This window comes from Stenotrophomonas panacihumi, assembly GCF_001431645.1.
GTDB classification, from domain to species: Bacteria; Pseudomonadota; Gammaproteobacteria; order Xanthomonadales; family Xanthomonadaceae; genus Stenotrophomonas_A; species Stenotrophomonas_A panacihumi.
In genome coordinates this window covers 22,371-40,832 of sequence record NZ_LLXU01000108.1, presented here as the reverse complement: position 1 = coordinate 40,832, position 18,462 = coordinate 22,371, and the positions used below count along the sequence as shown (strand labels likewise).

Annotated in this window: 14 protein-coding genes and 2 pseudogenes; 15 read left to right on the top strand and 1 reads right to left on the bottom strand. The window is 69.9% G+C overall.

The features are described 5' to 3' along the window. Position 1: 1 nt before the first annotated feature. The 14 genes and pseudogenes from rsmH to lpxC form a co-directional block, all read left to right on the top strand. Positions 2–958 (top strand): annotated as a pseudogene (gene rsmH, locus ARC20_RS14060) (16S rRNA (cytosine(1402)-N(4))-methyltransferase RsmH); the annotation flags it as partial. Between the two features lie 5 nt (positions 959–963). Further along, the gene (gene ftsL, locus ARC20_RS14055) at positions 964–1,227 is read left to right on the top strand and encodes a cell division protein FtsL (RefSeq protein ID WP_057648195.1); all 264 of its coding nucleotides are present in this window, start codon (positions 964–966) and stop codon (positions 1,225–1,227) included. A gap of 67 nt (positions 1,228–1,294) precedes the next feature. Beyond that, positions 1,295–3,160 carry a peptidoglycan D,D-transpeptidase FtsI family protein gene (locus tag ARC20_RS14050; RefSeq protein ID WP_057648194.1) on the top strand — a complete coding sequence of 622 codons (1,866 nt, stop codon included), beginning with the start codon at positions 1,295–1,297 and terminating at the stop codon, positions 3,158–3,160. Then, complete coding sequence (locus ARC20_RS14045) at positions 3,157–4,635, top strand: UDP-N-acetylmuramoyl-L-alanyl-D-glutamate--2,6-diaminopimelate ligase (RefSeq protein ID WP_057648192.1); 1,479 nt, start codon at positions 3,157–3,159, stop codon at positions 4,633–4,635. The genes ARC20_RS14050 and ARC20_RS14045 overlap by 4 nt, the downstream gene beginning before the upstream one ends. Further along, positions 4,632–6,038, top strand: a complete 1,407-nt coding sequence (locus ARC20_RS14040) for a UDP-N-acetylmuramoyl-tripeptide--D-alanyl-D-alanine ligase (RefSeq protein ID WP_057648191.1) — start codon at positions 4,632–4,634, stop codon at positions 6,036–6,038. Before ARC20_RS14045 ends, ARC20_RS14040 begins: the two co-directional genes overlap by 4 nt. Continuing rightward, positions 6,028–7,113 (top strand): phospho-N-acetylmuramoyl-pentapeptide-transferase, encoded by a 1,086-nt coding sequence (gene mraY, locus ARC20_RS14035; protein ID WP_057648187.1) that lies wholly within the window; start codon positions 6,028–6,030, stop codon positions 7,111–7,113. Before ARC20_RS14040 ends, mraY begins: the two co-directional genes overlap by 11 nt. Before the next feature lies 1 nt (position 7,114). Beyond that, positions 7,115–8,443 carry a putative lipid II flippase FtsW gene (gene ftsW, locus ARC20_RS14030; RefSeq protein ID WP_057648185.1) on the top strand — a complete coding sequence of 443 codons (1,329 nt, stop codon included), beginning with the start codon at positions 7,115–7,117 and terminating at the stop codon, positions 8,441–8,443. Continuing rightward, positions 8,440–9,510: pseudogene (murG, locus tag ARC20_RS14025) on the top strand (undecaprenyldiphospho-muramoylpentapeptide beta-N-acetylglucosaminyltransferase); the annotation flags it as partial. The gene ftsW and the pseudogene murG, both read left to right, overlap by 4 nt. A 70-nt stretch (positions 9,511–9,580) precedes the next feature. Further along, positions 9,581–11,017: a UDP-N-acetylmuramate--L-alanine ligase gene (gene murC / locus ARC20_RS14020; RefSeq protein ID WP_057648183.1), complete on the top strand. Its 1,437-nt coding sequence runs from the start codon at positions 9,581–9,583 to the stop codon at positions 11,015–11,017. Next, entirely contained in the window at positions 11,014–11,973 is a 960-nt protein-coding gene (locus ARC20_RS14015) for a D-alanine--D-alanine ligase (protein ID WP_057648181.1), read from the top strand. The genes murC and ARC20_RS14015 overlap by 4 nt, the downstream gene beginning before the upstream one ends. Before the next feature lie 106 nt (positions 11,974–12,079). Next, positions 12,080–12,880: a cell division protein FtsQ/DivIB gene (locus ARC20_RS14010; RefSeq protein WP_057648179.1), complete on the top strand. Its 801-nt coding sequence runs from the start codon at positions 12,080–12,082 to the stop codon at positions 12,878–12,880. Continuing rightward, on the top strand, positions 12,877–14,112 hold the full coding sequence (gene ftsA / locus ARC20_RS14005; RefSeq protein WP_057648177.1) for a cell division protein FtsA: 1,236 nt from the start codon (positions 12,877–12,879) through the stop codon (positions 14,110–14,112). The genes ARC20_RS14010 and ftsA overlap by 4 nt, the downstream gene beginning before the upstream one ends. A gap of 136 nt (positions 14,113–14,248) precedes the next feature. After that, complete coding sequence (gene ftsZ, locus ARC20_RS14000; RefSeq protein ID WP_057648250.1) at positions 14,249–15,475, top strand: cell division protein FtsZ; 1,227 nt, start codon at positions 14,249–14,251, stop codon at positions 15,473–15,475. A 282-nt stretch (positions 15,476–15,757) separates the two neighbouring features. Continuing rightward, positions 15,758–16,669 (top strand): UDP-3-O-acyl-N-acetylglucosamine deacetylase, encoded by a 912-nt coding sequence (gene lpxC, locus ARC20_RS13995; RefSeq protein WP_057648175.1) that lies wholly within the window; start codon positions 15,758–15,760, stop codon positions 16,667–16,669. Positions 16,670–16,896: 227 nt separating this feature from the next. Here lpxC and ARC20_RS13990 read toward each other — a convergent pair whose 3' ends face one another. Beyond that, on the bottom strand, positions 16,897–17,349 hold the full coding sequence (locus ARC20_RS13990) for a DciA family protein (RefSeq protein ID WP_057648173.1): 453 nt from the start codon (positions 17,347–17,349) through the stop codon (positions 16,897–16,899). Between the two features lie 12 nt (positions 17,350–17,361). Here ARC20_RS13990 and ARC20_RS13985 point away from each other — a divergent pair, with 12 nt between their 5' ends. After that, positions 17,362–18,309 (top strand): M23 family metallopeptidase, encoded by a 948-nt coding sequence (locus ARC20_RS13985; RefSeq protein WP_057648171.1) that lies wholly within the window; start codon positions 17,362–17,364, stop codon positions 18,307–18,309. The last annotated feature ends 153 nt before the right edge of the window (positions 18,310–18,462 follow it).

Genomic DNA, 18,462 nt, shown 5'->3' with positions numbered 1-18,462 from the left:
GATGCGCCCTGACGCGCAGCCCGGTCACCTCCCGGTGTCGCAGCCGCCGGCGGCGCATCTGCCGGTGCTGTACACGCAGGTGCTGGAAGGCCTGCAGGTGATCGAGGACGGAACGTATCTGGATGGCACGTTCGGGCGTGGTGGCCACGCGCGCGGCGTGCTGCAACGACTCGGCCCGGGAGGCCGGCTGCTGGTGATGGACAAGGATCCCGAAGCGATCGCCGTGGCCGAACAGTCGTTCGGTGGCGATGCGCGCGTGTCCATCCGCCGCGCCAGCTTCGCCACGCTGGGCCAGTGGGACCAGGCGCAGGCGCTGGACGGCGTGCTGCTGGACCTGGGCGTGTCCTCGCCGCAGCTGGACGTGGCCGAGCGCGGCTTCTCGTTCGGCAAGGACGGCCCGCTGGACATGCGCATGGACCCGGATGCCGGGCAGAGCGCGGCGCAGTGGCTGGCCAGCGCGGAGGAACGCGAGATCGCCGACGTGCTGTGGACCTACGGCGAAGAACGCCAGAGCCGCCGCATCGCGCGGGCCATCGTGCAGCGCCGTGCCGAGCAGCCGCTGCTGCGCACCGCGCAGCTGGCCGACCTCATCGCCTCGGTGATGCCGCGCGGCAAGGACAAGATCCACCCGGCCACGCGCAGCTTCCAGGCCATCCGCATCCACATCAACCGCGAACTGGCCGACCTCGAAGCCGGCCTGGACGCGGCGCTGGCCCGGCTCAAGCCCGGCGGCCGGCTGGCGGTGATCAGCTTCCATTCGCTGGAAGACCGCATCGTCAAGCAGTTCATCAACCGCCACGCCAAGGCGCCGCCGGCCAACCGCCGCCTGCCCGAAGCGCAGGCGTTCACGCCGACGCTGCTGGCCATCGGCGGGGCGATCCGCGCCGAAGACGACGAACTGGCCGCCAACCCGCGCGCCCGCAGCGCGGTGCTGCGCGTGGCCGAGAAGCTGGCGGTGACGGCATGAGCCGCCTGCTGCTGATCGTGCTGCTGGCCTGCACCGTGGCCTCGGGCATTGGCGTGGTCTACATGCGCCACATGCACCGCAAGCTGTTCGTGGAGCTCACCCGCCTGCAGAAGACCCGCGACGACCTCGACATCGAGTTCGGCCGCCTGCAGCTGGAACAGGCCACCTGGGCCGAGAGCAACCGCGTCGACCAGATCGCGCGCGAGCGCCTGGGCATGAAGTTCCCGGAAACCGCCGACATCGTGGTGGTGCGGCCATGAAAAAACGTCAGGACGTGCGTTTTTCACGGCGAAGCCGCCCGAAGGGTGGCGCACAGGGATGTGCGCCATGAAACCCACCCGCTCGCGCATGCGCACCAGCTTCAACCTGCGTGGCCGCCTGATGCTGGTCGGCACCACGCTGGCGCTGTGCTCGGTCACGCTGATCGGCCGCGCGGCCTACGTGCAGCTGATCAACAGCGACTTCTACCAGCGCCAGGGCGAGGCGCGTTACCTGCGCGAGCTGCCCATCGCCGTGTCGCGCGGCATGATCACCGACCGCAACGGCGAACCGCTGGCGGTGTCCACGCCGGTGGAATCGATCTGGGTCAACCCGCAGGAACTGCTGCGCAACCCGGACCGCATCCCGGAGCTGGCCAAGGCGCTGCAGATGCCGCAGGACGAGCTGAGCTCGCGCCTGTCGCAGAAGGCCGAAAAAGAGTTCATGTACCTCAAGCGCCGGATCAATCCAGACCGCGCGCACGAGATCGTGGCGCTGAAGATCCCCGGCGTGTTTTCGCAGCGCGAGTTCCGCCGCTTCTACCCGCAGGGTGAGGCGATGGCGCACGTGCTGGGCTTCACCAACATCGACGACCGCGGCCAGGAAGGCCTGGAGCTGGCGTTCGACCAGTGGTTGCGCGGCAAGCCGGGCAGCAAGCGCGTGGTGCGCGATGCGCGCGGCGCCATCGTGGAGAGCGTGGACCTGGTGAAGCCGGCCGAGCCGGGCCAGGACCTGACCCTGAGCATCGACCGCCGCATCCAGTTCCTGGCCTACAAGGAACTGCGCAACGCGCTGATCGAGAACAAGGCCGCCGGCGGTTCGATGGTGGTGATGGACGTGGCCACCGGCGAAGTGCTGGCGATGGTCAACCTGCCGACCTACAACCCCAACGCGGTGACCGGCATCAACCCGGCGGCGCGCCGCAACCGCGCGGTGACCGACCTGGTCGAGCCGGGCTCGACGATGAAGCCGCTGACCATCGCCACCGCGTTGCAGGCCGGCGTGGTCACCCCGAACACCACCATCGACACCAACCCCGGCTACATGGCCGTGGGCCGCTTCACCATCAAGGACGTGCCGCGCAACAACGGCGTGCTCAACGTCACCGGCGTGATCACCCGCAGCTCGAACATCGGCGCGGCGAAGATCGCCGCCAAGCTGCCGGACGAGACCTTCTACCAGACGGTCCACAACTTCGGTTACGGCAGCGTGCCGCACAGCGGCTTCCCGGGCGAGGCGGCGGGCCTGCTGCCGTCGCCGGCGCGCTGGAGTGGTTCGTCCAAGACCACGATGTCCTACGGCTACGGCCTGAACGTCACGCCGCTGCAGATCGCGCAGGCGTATGCCGCGCTGGGCAACGGCGGCCGCCTGAACCCGCCGACCTTCGTGAAGGGCCAGCGCGGCGAATCGCGCCAGGTCATCAGCCCGGAAGTGGCGCACACCGTGATCGGCATGATGGAGACGGTGGTGACGCAGGGCGGCGCGAAGGATGCGGCCATCCTCGGCTACCACGTCGCCGGCAAGACCGGCACCGCGCGCAAGAACGGCCCGAACGGCTACGAGCGCGGCCACTACAACGCGCTGTTCGCCGGACTGGTGCCGGCGACGCGGCCGCGCTTCGCCACGGTGATCGTCATCAACGACCCGCAGGGCGGCAAGTACTACGGCGGCCTGGTCTCCGCGCCGGTATTCCACCGCGTGATGGAAGGCGCGCTGCGCCTGGCCGACGTGCCGCCGGACGACATCCAGTCCTGGCTGGCCGCGCAGGCCGCCGGCAAGGCGGGCGGTGCGCTGCCCAAGCCGGCGCCGGCCGCGGTGGCGCCAGCGGTGGATACCGATGGCGACGGCCTGATGCCCACGGCCGCCGATGAAGTGGATGCCGGCATTCCCACCGCCAGCGCCACCACCGCGCCGCTGCAGGAGGCCCGCCAGTGAGCCGGCCGATGCCGCTGTCGCAGCTGTTGCCCGACTTGCCGCTGGCGCGCGAGGTCGAGATCACCGGCCTGGTGCTGGACAGCCGCGCCGTGCGCCCCGGCAATGCCTTCGTCGCCATCGCCGGCTTCGGCGCGCATGGCCTGGGTTTCGTCGAGCAGGCGCGCGCCAAGGGCGCCTCCGCGATCCTGTTCGACCCGCCGGCCCCGGCGGATCTGCCGGCCCCGGCCGACGCCATCGCCGTGCCGGGCCTGCGTGGCCGCATGGGCGCGATGGCCGACCGCTTCCATGGTCATCCCTCGCAGGCGATGACGATGGTCGGTGTCACCGGCACCAACGGCAAGACCTCCACTGTGCAGCTGATGGCGCAGGCCTGGAAGCTGCTGGGCATCGAAAGCGGCAGCGTCGGCACGCTGGGCGTGGGCCTGTACGGCCATGCGGTGCCGACCGGCTTCACCACGCCGCTGGTGCTGCAGATGCACGAGGTGCTCGCCGACCTGCGCGACGCCGGCGCACGCGCGGTGGCGATGGAAGTCAGCTCGCACGCGCTCGACCAGGGCCGCGTGGACGCCGTGCACTACGACGTGGCGGTGTTCACCAACCTCACCCGCGACCACCTCGACTACCACGGCGACATGGCCAGCTACGGCGCGGCCAAGGCGCGGCTGTTCTCGCGCGCCGGGCTCAAGGCCGCCGTGGTCAACCTCGACGACGCCTTCGGCCGCGAACTGCTGGCCGGGCTGGGCGAGGGCATCGCCCGCATCGGCGTCAGCTCGCGCGGCCAGGAAGGCGCGCGCCTGCGCGCCGAAGCGCTGCGCCTGGACGACCACGGCCTCAATTTCGACCTGGTAGTGGACGGCAGCGCGCACCCGGTGCGCTCGCCGCTGCTGGGCCGCTTCAACATCGACAACCTGCTGGCGGTGGCCGGTGCGCTGTTCGCGCTCGGCCAGCCGGCGGACGTCATCGCCGGGGTGCTCTCGCGCCTGCAGCCGATCCGCGGCCGCATGAACCGCCTCGGCGGCAACGGCGCCCAGCCGCTGGTGGTGATCGACTACGCCCACACCCCCGACGCGCTGGAGCAGGCGCTGGACAGCCTGCGCGGCCACGTCCACGGCCGCCTGCTGTGCGTGTTCGGCTGCGGTGGCGAGCGCGATGCCGGCAAGCGCCCGCAGATGGCCGCGATTGCCGAGCGCCTGGGCGACGTGGTCATCGTCACCGACGACAACCCGCGCAATGAAGACGGCGATGCCATCGTCGCCGACATCCTCGCCGGCTTCGAACACGCCGACGCCGTCACCGTGCAGCGCGACCGCGCCAAGGCGATCGCCGCGGCCATCGGCCAGGCGCGCCCGGGCGACATCGTGCTGGTCGCCGGCAAGGGTCACGAGCCCTACCAGGACGTGGCCGGCGTGAAGCATCCCTTCGACGACACCGAAGTGGCCGCGGGCCTGCTCGCCAACGGGGAGGCGCACGCATGAAGCACACCCCGCTGTCGTTGATCGCGCACTGGGCCGGCGGCGAGCTGCACGGCGACGACGTGATGATCGACGCCGTCAGCAACGACACCCGTACGCTGGCCACCGGCAGCCTGTACGTCGCCCTGCGCGGCGAGCGCTTCGATGGCCACGATTTCGCCGGCGACGCGCTGATGCGCGGCGCCAGCGGCCTGCTGGTCGAACGCCTGCTGCCGGAGATCGAACTGCCGCAGGTGCTGGTCGCCGATGCCGAACTGGCGCTGGCCCGCGTGGCCGCCGGCATGCAGCGCGGCCGCAGCACCAAGGTGTTCGCGATCACCGGCTCCAACGGCAAGACCAGCGTGAAGTCGCTGCTGCTGGCGATCCTGCAGCACGTGCAGGTGGTCGATGGCCTGCGCGTGTATGCCACGCCGGGCAACCGCAACAACGAGATCGGCCTGCCGCTGGCGGTGATCGCCGCCCCGGATGATGCCGACTTCGCCGTCTATGAAATGGGCGCCGGCAAGCCGGGCGACATCGCCTACCTCACCGACATCGCCCGCCCCGATTATTCGCTGGTCAACAACATCGCCCCGGCGCACCTGGAGCGCATGGGCAGCCTGCTGGGCGTGGCCACCACCAAGGGCGCGATCTACAGCGCGCTGCCGGATGACGGCGTGGCGGTGATCAATGCCGACGACGCCTTCGGCCTGTGGTTCGAGCAGGCGATGGTGCAACCGGCCCGCACCGGCCGCCGCGTGCTGCGCTTCGGCCTGGAGGCCAGCGCCGAGGTGCGCGCCGAAAAGATCCAGATGACCCCGCAGGTGTCGAACTTCACCCTCGTCGCGCCGCAGGGCGAGGTGGCGATCAGCCTGCACCTGCCGGGCCGCCACAACATCCGCAATGCGCTGGCCGCCGCTTCCCTGGCGCTGGGCGCGGGCATCGGCCTGGACCGCATCGCCGAGGGCCTGGCGCAGGCGCGCCCGGTCGCCGGCCGCCAGATCGCCCACGTGCTGCCGGGCGGCGCGGTGCTGATCGACGACAGCTACAACGCCAACCCCGGTTCGCTGGACGCCGCCATCGATGCGCTGGCCGGCCCGGGCGAGGGCTGGCTGGTGCTCGGCGACATGCGCGAACTCGGCCCGGAAGGCGCCGCGCTGCATGCCGCCGCCGGCCGCCGCGCGCGCGACGCCCGGCTGGCGCGCTTGTACGCACTGGGCGAGCTGAGCGCGCATGCCGCGCAGGCGTTCGGCGAGCGCGGGCGCGTGTTCGCCAGCCATGCCGAACTGGCCGCCGCGCTGGAAGCCGACATCCGCAATGCAACGACGCCGCTGCGCGTGCTCGTCAAGGGCTCGCGCGGCAGTGCCATGGACAAGATCGTGACCGCGCTGCTCGCGCATGGGGAGGAAGCACCGAATGCTGCTTGAGCTGGCCCGTTGGCTACAGCAACTGGAGAGCCTGTTCGGGCTGTTCGGCTATTTGACGTTCCGCGGCATCCTCGCCGCGTTGACCGCGCTTTTCCTCTCGCTGTGGATGGGCCCGGCGGTGATCCGCAAGCTCGCCCAGTTCAAGGGCGGCCAGCCGATCCGCCAGGACGGCCCGCAGACCCACTTCTCCAAGGCCGGCACGCCGACCATGGGCGGTTCGCTGATCCTGCTCGCCGTCACCCTCTCGGTGCTGCTGTGGGGCGACCTGCGCAACCGCTACGTGTGGCTGGTGCTGGCGGTGATGGTGTGCTTCGGCGCGATCGGCTGGTACGACGACTGGATCAAGATCGTCCGCCGCGACCCGAACGGCCTGAAGTCGCGCTGGAAGTACCTGCTGCAGTCGATCTTCGGCCTGGCCGCCGGCCTGTTCCTGCTCTACACCGCCAAGGTCCCGGCCGAGCTGACCTTCTACATCCCGATGTTCAAGGCGGTGGCGCTGCCGCTGGCCGGCATCAGCTTCGTGGTGATCGCCTATTTCTGGATCGTCGGCTTCTCCAACGCGGTGAACCTCACCGACGGCCTGGACGGCCTGGCGATCATGCCGACCGTGCTGGTGGCCTGCGCGCTGGGCGTGTTCGCCTATGCCTCGGGCAACGTGGTGTTCTCCGAATACCTGAAGATCCCGTCCATTCCCGGCGCGGGCGAGCTGGTCATCATCTGCGCGGCGATCGCCGGCGCGGGCCTGGGCTTCCTCTGGTTCAACACCTACCCGGCGATGGTGTTCATGGGCGACATCGGCGCCCTGGCGCTGGGCGCGGTGCTGGGCACCATCGCGGTGATCGTGCGCCAGGAACTGGTGCTGGTGATCATGGGCGGCGTGTTCGTCGTCGAGACGCTCTCGGTGATGATCCAGGTCGCCAGCTTCAAGCTCACCGGCAAGCGCGTGTTCCGCATGGCGCCGATCCACCACCACTTCGAGCTCAAGGGCTGGCCGGAGCCGCGCGTGATCGTGCGCTTCTGGATCATCTCCGTCGTGCTCGTGCTGATCGGCCTGGCCACGTTGAAGGTGCGCTGAGATGAACGACCTGTCCCGCCAAGCGACCCGCCTGGAAGCGATCGGAGGCCGCTACGATCCGTGGCTGCTCGGCGCGGCCGTGGCGCTGGCGTCGCTGGGCGTGGTCATGGTCGCCTCCAGCTCGATCGAGCTGGAAGCCAGCCCGTTCTACTACCTCACCCGCCACCTGCTGTTCCTGGGCGTGGGCATGGGCCTGGCGTTCTGGGCGATGCGCACGGAACTGAAGAACATCGAGCAGCACAACCAGTGGCTGCTGCTGGCCTGCTTCGGCCTGCTGCTGGTGGTGTTCATCCCCGGCGTGGGCAGCACGGTGAACGGCGCGCGGCGCTGGATCAACCTGGGCGTGTCGCGCTTCCAGACCGTGGAAGCGGTGAAGGTGCTCTACATCATCTGGCTGGCCAGCTACCTGGTGCGCTTCCGCGACGAGGTCAACGCCACCTGGCAGGCGATGCTCAAGCCGGTGTTCGTGGTCGGCCTGCTGGTCGGCCTGCTGCTGATGCAGCCGGACTTCGGCTCCTCGATGCTGCTGCTGAGCGTCACCACCTGCATGCTGGTGCTGGGCGGCGCGCAGATCAAGCGCATCATCCTGCCGATCCTGCTGCTGTTGCCGGCGCTGGTGGCGCTGGTGATCCTCGAGCCGTACCGCATGCGCCGCGTGACCTCCTTCATGGACCCGTGGGCGGACCAGCTCGGCTCGGGCTACCAGCTGTCCAACGCGCTGATGGCCATCGGCCGCGGCGAGTGGTTCGGCGTGGGCCTGGGCGGCTCGGTGCAGAAGCTCAACTACCTGCCCGAATCGCATACCGACTTCATCTTCTCGGTGATCGCCGAGGAACTGGGCTTCGTCGGCGTGTGCGGCGTGGTGGCGCTGTATGCGCTGCTGGTCGGCCGCGCGTTCTGGCTGGGCATGCGCTGCATCGAGATGAAGCGCCACTTCTCCGGCTACATCGCCTTCGGCATCGGCCTGTGGATCGCGATGCAGAGCTTCGTGTCGATCGGCGTGAACCTGGGCATCCTGCCGACCAAGGGCCTGACCCTGCCGCTGATCTCCTCGGGCGGCTCGTCCGTGCTGATGACCTGCGTGGCGATGGGCGTGCTGCTGCGCGTCTCCTACGAGACCGACCGCGCCGAGCGCCTGCGCAGCAAGCTCGCGCCGGGCGCGCAGGGCGCCACCGCGCCGGAAGCCGCCGAGGCCGCCCCGGCGCCGGCCACCGCGCCGGCGCGTCCGGTCCCGCCGACTGCCAGCGAGATCGCCGCCGCGGCGCAGGCGCTGCGTGGCACCAGCCGCATGCAGCCGCGTGTCGAACCGACCTTCGGGAGGATCGCGTGAGCGCAGCCACGCCGCGCCCCGTGATGATCCTCGCCGGGGGGACCGGCGGGCACATCTTCCCCGGCCTGGCCGTGGCGAAGGTGCTGCGCGCGCGCGGCGTGCCGGTGACCTGGCTCGGCGCCGACGGCGCGATGGAAACCCGCCTCGTGCCGCAGCACGACATCCCGATCGACACGCTCGCCATCAGTGGCCTGCGCGGCAAGGGCAAGCTGGCCCTGCTCGGCGCGCCGTGGCGGGTGATGCGCGCGGTGCGCGGCGCCGGCTTCGTGCTGCGCGACCGCCAGCCGCGCGCGGTGGTGAGCTTCGGTGGTTTCGCCGCCGGCCCCGGTGGCCTGGCCGCGCGCCTGATGAAGCTGCCGCTGCTGGTGCACGAACAGAACCGTGCGCCGGGCATGACCAACAAGGTGCTCTCGCGCTTCGCGCGCCGCGTGCTGACCGGCTTCCCGGGCAGCTTCGCCGGCGAGGAAGCGGTGGGCAACCCGGTGCGTGCCGAGATCGCCGCGCTGCCGCCGCCGGCCGAACGCTTCGCCGGCCGCGGTGGCCCGGTGCGCGTGCTGGTGCTGGGAGGCAGCCAGGGCGCGCGCGTGCTCAACAACTCCGTGCCGCAGGCGCTCGCCGCGCTCGGCCATCCCGAGGTGCAGGTGCGCCACCAGTGCGGCGAGAAGCTGCGCGCCGAAGCCGAGGCCGCGTATGCGCAGGCCGGTGTGCAGGCGAGCGTCGAACCGTTCATCGCCGACATGGCCGCCGCTTATGCCTGGGCCGACCTGGTGGTGTGCCGCGCCGGCGCCTCCACCCTGGCCGAGCTGTGCGCGGCGGGCGTGGGCAGCGTGCTGGTGCCGTTCGCCGCCGCCGTCGACGACCACCAGACCCGCAACGCCGAATACCTGGTCGATGCCGGCGCCGCCGTGCTGCTCAAGCAGGACGACGCGCTGGCCACGCATCTGCAGCCGGTGCTGCGCGATTTGCTGGCCAACCCGCCGCGCCGCCTGGCCATGGCCCAGGCCGCGCGTGGACTGGCCAAACCCGATGCGGCCGAACGCATCGCCGACATCATTCTCGAGGAAGCCGTATGAAGTGGGGAACCGCGAAGCGCCAGTGGGCGTTCGCACAGCAGCGCTCCGCGCAGGCAGGCCGCGCATGATCCGTCGACTGCAGGACAGCCAGGACCTGGTGCGCGCGTTCCCGCGCGTCCACTTCGTCGGCATCGGCGGCACCGGCATGAGCGGCATTGCCGAGGTCATGCTGACGCTGGGCTACGAGGTCTCCGGTTCGGACAACGCCGACAACGCGGCTACCCGCCGCCTGGCCAAGCTTGGCGCGCGCGTGATGCGTGGCCACTCGGCCGCCAACGTGCTGGGCACCGACTGCGTGGTGGTCTCCAGCGCGATCCGCGAGGACAACCCGGAACTGATGGAAGCGCGCAGCCAGCGCATCCCGATCATGCCGCGCGCGGCGATGCTGGCCGAATTGATGCGCTTCCGCCGCGGCATCGCGGTGGCCGGCACGCATGGCAAGACCACCACCACCAGCCTCACCGCCGCGGTGCTGAGCGAAGGCGGGCTGGACCCGACGTTCGTGATCGGCGGCCAGCTGCTCGCCGCCGGCGCCAACGCCAAGCTCGGCGGTGGCCAGTGGCTGGTGGCAGAGGCCGATGAAAGCGACGGCAGCTTCCTGCGCCTGAACCCGCTGGTGGCGGTGATCACCAACATCGACGCCGACCATCTCGAGAACTACGGCAACGACTTCGCCCGCGTGCAGGCGGCGTTCGCCGAGTTCCTGCAGCGCCTGCCGTTCTACGGGCTGGCGCTGCTGTGCATCGACGACCCGGAAGTCGCCGCGCTGGCCGCCAAGACGCCGCGCCACGTGATGACCTACGGCATGAGCGCGCACGCCGACGTGCGCGCCGAGGACGTGGTGCAGGACGGTGCGCGCATGCGCTTCACCCTGCGCCTGCCCGAAGGCACCACCACGCCGGTGACGCTCGCGCTGCCGGGCCGCCACAACGTGCTCAATGCGCTGGCCGCCGCCGCGGTGGGCTGGCAGCTGGGCGTGGCGCCGGAGACGATCGGCAAGGCGCTGGAATCCTTCGCCGGCATCGGCCGCCGCTTCAACGACCTGGGCGAAGTCACCACCGTCACCGGTGCCAAGGTGCGCGTGGTGGACGACTACGGCCACCACCCGCGCGAGCTGGAAGCGGTGTTCGCCGCCGCGCGCGGCGGCTGGCCGGACAAGCGGCTGGTCGTGGCGTTCCAGCCGCACCGCTACAGCCGTACCCGCGACCAGTTCGACGCCTTCGCCGCGGTGCTGAGCACCGTCGATGCGCTGGTGCTCAGTGAGGTCTACCCGGCTGGCGAAGCGCCGATCCCGGGCGCCGACGCGCGTTCGCTGGCCCGCGCCATCCGGGCGCGCGGCCGCAGCGAGCCGGTGGTCGTCGGCCAGGTCGCCCAGCTCGGCGAGGTGCTGCCGGACGTGCTGCAGGACGGTGACCTGCTGCTGATGATGGGCGCGGGCGATATCGGCTACGTCGCCCAGCACATCGCCAACGAAGGTTTCCGCAGCGGGGAGAAGGCATGAGCTCGCTGCCCGTCCGCCGCCATGAAGACCCGGCCGTGTTCGGCCGCGTCGCCGTGCTGCTCGGCGGTACGTCGAGCGAGCGCGAGGTGTCGCTGGATTCGGGCCGCAACGTGCTCGAAGCGCTGCGCGGTCGTGGCGTGGATGCGCAGCCGGTCGACGGCATCCCGGCGCTGGCCAAGGCGCTGGCCGCGGGCCAGTTCGACCGCGTGTTCAACGTCCTGCACGGCCACAACGGCGGGGGCGAGGACGGCATCGTGCAGGGCCTGATGGATGCGTTCGGCGTGCCGTATACCGGCTCGGACGTGCTCGGCTCGGCGCTGTCGATGGACAAGATCCGCACCAAGCAGGTGTGGCTGTCGCTGGGGCTGCCGACGCCGCGTTACGTGCGGCTGGGCAAGGGTTCCGATGTGCATGCCGCCGCGCGCGAGCTCGGCCTGCCGGTGATCGTCAAGCCGGCCAATGAAGGTTCCAGCGTCGGCGTCAGCCGCGTGTTCGATGACGCGCAGCTCGATGACGCCGTCGCCCTGGCCGCCCGCTACGAAGGCGAGCTGCTGATGGAGCAGCTCATCGAAGGCGACGAACTCACCGTGGCGGTGCTCGGCGCGCAGGCGCTGCCGTCGATCCGCATCGTGCCCAAGGGGCAGTGGTACGACTACAACGCCAAGTACATCGCCGAGGACACGCAGTACCTGTGCCCGGGCCTGGAAGGCGAGGCCGAGGCGGAGATCCGCCGCATCGCGCTGGCCGCGTTCCAGGCTGCCGGCTGCGCCGGCTGGGGTCGCGTGGACGTGATGCGCGATCGCGCCAGCGGGCAGTTCTACCTGCTCGAAGTGAACACCGCGCCGGGCATGACCAGCCATTCGCTGGTGCCCAAGGCCGCGCGCCAGCTGGGCGTGGAATTCGACGAACTGTGCTGGCGGATCCTCGAACAGACCGTCGCGGAGTCGAGCCGATGAGGTTGACGGGATACGGCACCACGCAGGCCGGGGGGCGGAGCGCGATGGCGCCGGCCGCCACGGCTGCCTGCGCCTGCCGTATCCCGGCCCGGGCGGAGGTGCGCGCATGAACGCCGCGCTGCGCATCCTCGCCTGGTTGCTGGCGGTGGCGCTGGTCGCGCTGCCGGTGGTGGCCGTGCTCAACGGCTGGGTCGGCGCCGAGCGCTGGCCGCTGGCCAAGCTGCGCGTCACCGGCGATTTCAAGCGCGTGCCGGCCGAACAGCTGCGCGCGGTGGTGCTGCCGTATGCGCGCTCGGGCTTCTTCGCGGTGAAGCTGAAGGACGCACAGGACGCCATCGAACAGCTGCCGTGGGTGGAAAGCGCGCAGGTGCGCAAGCAGTGGCCGGACGTGCTGGAAGTGCGCGTGGTCGAACACCAGCCGTTCGCGCGCTGGGGCGCGGACCGCATGCTCTCCGAGCAGGGTCGCCTGTTCGCGATCCCGCCGCGCCTGCGCAACCTGCAGCTGCCACAGCTCGGCGGCCCGGACAGCAAGACGCGCGAAGTGGTCGCGCTCTACAACGAATCGCGCGCGCTGTTCGCGCCGACCGGCCTGGACGTGCAGCGCCTGGAAATGGACGCGCGCGGCAGCTGGTCGCTCGGGCTCAGCAACGGCATCGCGGTGATCATCGGCCGCGACGACGCGCGCGCCCGCCTGCAACGTTTCGCCCGCGTGCTGCCGCAGCTGCTCGACCCGCAGCAGCCGATCGCGCGCGCCGACCTTCGCTACACCAATGGTTTCACTTTGGAGAGACAGCCGGCCGCCGCGCCGGCGAGCGCGCCGCCCGCCGGGCCGCGCCGCGTCGCCGCCGCGTCCCGCCGCGTCTCCCTTCCGCATTCCCTTTTCAGCATTCCGGCAGCCAGTACATGAACCGCAAGGGCGATAAATCTCTCATCGTGGGCCTCGACATCGGCACCTCCAAGGTGGTGGCGCTGGTCGGCGAGTATTCGCCGGGCAACCCGATCGAGGTGATCGGCATCGGTTCGCACGAGTCGCGCGGGCTCAAGCGCGGCGTGGTGGTGGACATCGAATCGACGGTGCAGTCGATCCAGCGCGCGGTCGAAGAGGCCGAGCTGATGGCCGGCTGCGAGATCCGTTCGGTCTACGCCTCGATCTCCGGCAACCACGTGCAGTGCAAGAACTCGCCGGGCATCGTGCCGATCCGCGACGGCGAAGTGACCTGGGGCGACCTGGAGCGCGTGCTCGACGCCGCCAAGGCGGTGGCGATCCCCGCCGACCAGCGCATCCTGCACGCGATCCCGCGCGAGTACGTGCTGGACGATTCGCAGGAAGGCATCCGCAACCCGGTCGGCATGACCGGCGTGCGCCTGGAGGTGCATGCGCACCTGGTGGTGTGCGCGCAGTCGGCCGCGGCCAACATCAGCAAGTGTGTGCAGAAGTGCGGCCTGCAGGTGGACGACCTGGTGCTGTCCTCGCTGGCCTCCAGCGTGGCGGTGCTGACCGCCGACGAGCGCGAGCTGGGCGTGGTGCTGGTGGATATCGGCGCCGGCACCACGGATATCGCCGTGTACGTGCAGGGCGCGATCTGCCACACCGCCTCGCTGCCGATCGCCGGCGACCACGTCACCAACGACATCGCGCACATGCTGCGCACGCCGACCCCGGAAGCCGAGCAGATCAAGGTGCGCTACGCCTGCGCGCTGGCGCAGCTGGCCACCGCCGAGGAAAGCATCCAGGTGCCGTCGGTGGGCGACCGCCCGCCGCGTCGCATGCCGCGCGCCTCGCTGGCGCAGGCGGTGCAGGGTCGTTACGAGGAAATCTTCGAGATGGTGCAGGCCGAGCTGCGTCGCTCCGGCTTCGAGGAACTGGTGCGCGCCGGCATGGTGCTCACCGGTGGCGCTTCGAAGATGGAAGGCGTGGTCGAACTGGCCGAGGAAATGCTGCAGATGCCGGTGCGCGTGGGCATCCCGCAGCACGTCACCGGGCTGGGCGAGGTGGTGGGCAACCCGGTACATGCCACCGGCGTGGGCCTGCTGCTGATGGGCAGCCAGATCGAGCATCCGCGCCGGCCGTCGATCCCGACCGGCCGCGCCGGCAGCTTCTTCAACAAACTCAAGAACTGGTACCGCGGCGAGTTCTGAAAGCGCGGTACGAAGTGGCAGTACGCAACAGGCAGTGGGCAGTCGAAGCAGAGCAGGGCACGCAGTACTCAAACCAGAAGAGAACGCCGGCCACGGGAAACCCCCGGGTCACGGCTCCACACTAGAGGACATGGACATGGCACATTTTGAACTGATCGAAAAGATGGCACCCAACGCGGTCATCAAGGTCGTGGGCGTGGGCGGTGGCGGCGGCAACGCCGTGGCGCACATGGTCAGCAGCAGCGTGGACGGCGTGGAGTTCATCACCGCCAACACCGACTCGCAGGCCATCAAGAATTGCGGTGCGAAGCTGCAGCTGCAGCTGGGCACCAACGTGACCAAGGGCCTGGGCGCCGGCGCGAATCCGGAAGTCGGCCGCCAGGCCGCGCTGGAAGACCGCGAGCGCATCATGGACGCGCTGCAGGGCGCGGACATGGTGTTCATCACCGCCGGCATGGGCGGCGGCACCGGCACGGGCGCCGCGCCGGTCGTGGCGCAGCTGGCCAAGGAAATGGGCATCCTGACCGTGGCCGTGGTCACCAAGCCGTTCCCGTTCGAAGGCCGGCGCCGCATGCAGGTGGCGCTGAAGGGCATCGAGGAGCTGTCGGCGCACTGCGACTCGCTGATCACCATCCCGAACGAAAAGCTGATCACCGTGCTCGGCCGCAACGCCACCATGATCCAGGCGTTCCGCGCCGCCAACGACGTGCTGCAGGGCGCGGTGCAGGGCATCGCCGACCTGATCGTGCGCCCGGGCCTGATCAACGTCGACTTCGCCGACGTGCGCACCGTCATGTCCGAAATGGGCCTGGCGATGATGGGCACCGGCTCGGCGCGCGGCGATGACCGTGCCCAGGCCGCGGCCGAGGCGGCGATCCAGAACCCGCTGCTGGACGACGTGAACCTGGCCGGCGCCAACGGCATCCTGGTCAACATCACCGCCGGCCCGGACTTCACCATGTCCGAGTTCGACGAAATCGGCCGCACCATCGAAGGCTTCGCCTCCGAGGACGCCACCGTGGTCGTCGGCACCGTGCTGGACCCGGACATGCAGGACGAAGTCCGCGTGACCGTGGTCGCCACCGGCCTGAACCGCGCGGTGTCCCGCACGGCGCAGCGTCCGGAGCAGCGCGCCCCGATCAAGCTGGTGCGCAACGCCACCACCGGCCAGCCGGAATTCGGTGATTTCGACAACGGCGCCAGCGATGCCGTGTCCAAGGCCGTCGGTGGTTCGATGGGCCTGGGCCTGCGTCGCGCCAGCAGCGATGCCGGCGCCGGTGCCGGTGCGTCGGCCCCGCCCGCCGCCGAACTGCCGAGCGACTACCTGGACATCCCGGCGTTCCTGCGCCGCCAGGCCGACTGACTTCCGCGCAAGCGGAATGCTTCACCGGCGCCGCGCGCCGCCTTCGCCATCGCGGGGGTGGAACGCAGCGTCGGCGGCCGGCGGGCTAGTCCTCCCGCAGGCCGGCGCCATGTCCTTTCCGCCGGGTCGGTGTGCCCCCGACCCAGCGGGTTTTGGCGTCGCATGGCAGGACGCGGCACCGGGCGTGAACCCGCCCGTGAGACACTTTTGTTAACATCCGACGCACCCGGACAGCCTGCCAATTCAGCTCCTGTCTGCGTTTGTCATTCAGACTTCACCACCATGACCCAACAGCGCACCCTCAAGAACACGATCCGCGCCACCGGCGTAGGCCTGCACAGCGGCGACAAGGTCTACATGACCCTGCGCCCGGCGCCGGTCAACCACGGCATCGTGTTCCGTCGCGTGGACCTGGAGCCGGTGGTGGAAGTGCCCGCCGACGCCGGGCTGGTCACCGAGACCACCCTGTGCACCGGGCTCACCTGCAACGGCGCCAAGATCCAGACCGTCGAACACCTGATGTCGGCCATGGCCGGCCTGGGCATCGACAACGCGATCGTCGAGCTGTCCTCGGCCGAGCTGCCGATCATGGACGGCTCCTCGGGCCCGTTCGTGTTCCTGCTGCAGTCCGCCGGCATCATCGAGCAGGACGCGGCCAAGCGCTTCATCCGGATCAAGTCGCCGGTGGAAGTGCGCGACGGCGACAAGGTCGCCCGCTTCACCCCGTATGACGGCTACAAGCTGGGCTTCACCATCGAGTTCGACCACCCGATGATCCCGGCCAAGCAGTCGCGCGCCGAGCTGGAGTTCTCCACCGCCGCGTACATCAAGGAAATCTCCCGCGCGCGCACCTTCGGCTTCATGCGCGACCTGGAGTACATGCGCGAGCGCAACCTGGGCCTGGGCGGTTCGATGGACAACGCCATCGTGCTGGACGAATTCCGCGTCCTCAACGACGACGGCCTGCGCTACACCGACGAATTCGTTCGCCACAAGATCCTCGATGCGGTGGGCGACCTGTACCTCGCCGGCGGCCCGATCCTGGGCGCCTACGAGGGTTTCAAGTCCGGCCACGCGCTCAACAACAAGCTGGTCCGGGCCCTGCTGGCGCAGCAGGAAGCCTGGGAATGGGTCAGCTTCCCGGCCGGCAGCGTGCAGCCGCCGGTCGCCTACGGCACCCCCGCCTACGCCTGAGCCCTCCCCGACAGGGGACTCCCCACCGCCCCGGCCTCCCTGTAGGGAGCTCGCCGGGGTCATGTCATGGAACTGTGAACTCACACCGAGCCAGTTCCTGAATTTAACGACTCTTTAATAATTCCCTAACTAACGGCCCACCCGGGGCCGCTAGGATGCGTCCGGTCGCGTACGTTCTTCTCATGATCTTCACGCGCGACGGCCGGCCCGGAGGGCTGGCCAGGGCATCAACGGCGCGTCTTGGACGCACCGGAGGATTCGATGTCCTGCAGGGACGCCAGCGCTTCGCGCAGACCCTTGTGCGTGGCGGCGGAAACAGGTTTCGACTGCCCCGGGTTCTTCGGCATTGGGGAATGCAGCGAAGTGGTGGTGGTCTTGGGGGTCACCCGCGTGACCTTCAGCCCGACGGATCGGGCCGCAACGAGGAGCTGTTGTTCGGCCAGCCGCAGTTTGGCGTGCCACACCGGCGAATCGACGAGGAAAACGAGCTGTTCGTCCTTCACGTTGGCAAGCCGGCAGTGCCCGGCGAGTGAAGGCGGCAGATGGGGGCGCAACTGCCTGTCCAGCGCATCGAGCCACAAGGCTCGGCGCAAGGGGTTGCCGGTCTTGTCCGCCAGCGCGGCCTCTATGGCCTGCTGCGGGAGGGAAGGACCGCGTGCGCTGGACTTTGGCTTGGACATGAAGACTCACATATGGCTTTCAACAAGATCGTAATCAAATCGCGAGAGACCCGGGGCCAGCGTCTGGCCCGACAGATCCGCGGTTTCGCAGCGGATCGGCCGCTGACCGTGCTGGGCGGGGTGCTGGGCACCGGCCTGTTGCTCGGTCTGGGCGTGGCCACCGGGGCGGGCATGGTGAACGATGCCCGCCTGCAGGCCAAGGTCGACGCACAGCAGGCAGAGCTGGCCAAGGTGCAGCGCGAGTCCCAGGCGCAGGTCAACGCGCTGGCCGCGCGGCTCGGCGAGCTGCAGGCCCAGGCCACGCGCCTGAACGCCCTCGGCGAGCGCCTCACCCAGATGGGCAAGCTGCAGGACGGCGAGTTCGACTTCAACGAACCGGTGGGCGTGGGTGGCGGTGACGAGCCGTCCCAGGACATGCCGGTCGGCGAGTTCAAGGAGGATCTAGGGCAACTCGAACAGCAGTTCTCCGCCTCCGGCCAGCAGCTCAACGTCCTCGCATCGCTGATGTTCGACCACCAGCTGGAGCAGAACGCGGTGCCGTCGCGGATGCCGATCCGCAACACCTACATCACCTCCGGCTTCGGTGGCCGCGCCGATCCGTTCAACGGCGGCGCCGCCAAGCACAAGGGCATCGACTTCCACGCCAGCGTCGGCGACCCGGTCATGGCCGTGGCCGACGGCGTGGTCAGCTACGCCGGCGTGCGTGGCGGCTACGGCAACGTGGTCGAGGTCGACCACGGCAACGGCTACGTGACCCGCTACGCGCACAACTCGCGCCTGACGGTGAAGGCCGGCGACCTGGTCCGGGCCGGCGAGCAGGTGGCCAAGGCCGGTTCCACCGGCCGTTCCACCGGCGCCCACGTCCACTTCGAGGTCTGGAAGGACGGGCAGGTCATGAACCCCCGGAAGTTCCTGGGCGACAACGACAATACCCCGGTGGGGCGGCGCAGCCGCGGTTGATCCCGCTGGGGTACGGGGCTTGCGTTCGCCAGACCCCGCCCCAAGCTACAATGGGCATTGCCATCGACAGGGCGCTTTGCGCCCTGTCGCGTTTGCGGCGGTCGTCGGGGAGCCGGCGTCGGTCAAACCGTTCCTTCTTTTCGGCGCATCTTC

Excerpts from the sequence above, each read along its gene's own strand:
- mraY (WP_057648187.1), top strand. The coding sequence starts at position 6,028 with ATGCTGCTTGAGCTGGCCCGTTGGCTACAGCAACTGGAGAGCCTGTTC.
- ARC20_RS14015 (WP_057648181.1), top strand. The coding sequence starts at position 11,014 with ATGAGCTCGCTGCCCGTCCGCCGCCATGAAGACCCGGCCGTGTTCGGC.
- ftsL (WP_057648195.1), top strand. The coding sequence starts at position 964 with ATGAGCCGCCTGCTGCTGATCGTGCTGCTGGCCTGCACCGTGGCCTCG.
- murC (WP_057648183.1), top strand. The coding sequence starts at position 9,581 with ATGATCCGTCGACTGCAGGACAGCCAGGACCTGGTGCGCGCGTTCCCG.
- lpxC (WP_057648175.1), top strand. The coding sequence starts at position 15,758 with ATGACCCAACAGCGCACCCTCAAGAACACGATCCGCGCCACCGGCGTA.
- ARC20_RS14010 (WP_057648179.1), top strand. The coding sequence starts at position 12,080 with ATGAACGCCGCGCTGCGCATCCTCGCCTGGTTGCTGGCGGTGGCGCTG.
- ftsZ (WP_057648250.1), top strand. The coding sequence starts at position 14,249 with ATGGCACATTTTGAACTGATCGAAAAGATGGCACCCAACGCGGTCATC.
- ftsA (WP_057648177.1), top strand. The coding sequence starts at position 12,877 with ATGAACCGCAAGGGCGATAAATCTCTCATCGTGGGCCTCGACATCGGC.
- ARC20_RS14050 (WP_057648194.1), top strand. The coding sequence starts at position 1,295 with ATGAAACCCACCCGCTCGCGCATGCGCACCAGCTTCAACCTGCGTGGC.
- ARC20_RS13985 (WP_057648171.1), top strand. The coding sequence starts at position 17,362 with ATGGCTTTCAACAAGATCGTAATCAAATCGCGAGAGACCCGGGGCCAG.
- ARC20_RS14040 (WP_057648191.1), top strand. The coding sequence starts at position 4,632 with ATGAAGCACACCCCGCTGTCGTTGATCGCGCACTGGGCCGGCGGCGAG.
- ftsW (WP_057648185.1), top strand. The coding sequence starts at position 7,115 with ATGAACGACCTGTCCCGCCAAGCGACCCGCCTGGAAGCGATCGGAGGC.
- ARC20_RS13990 (WP_057648173.1), bottom strand. The coding sequence starts at position 17,349 with ATGTCCAAGCCAAAGTCCAGCGCACGCGGTCCTTCCCTCCCGCAGCAG.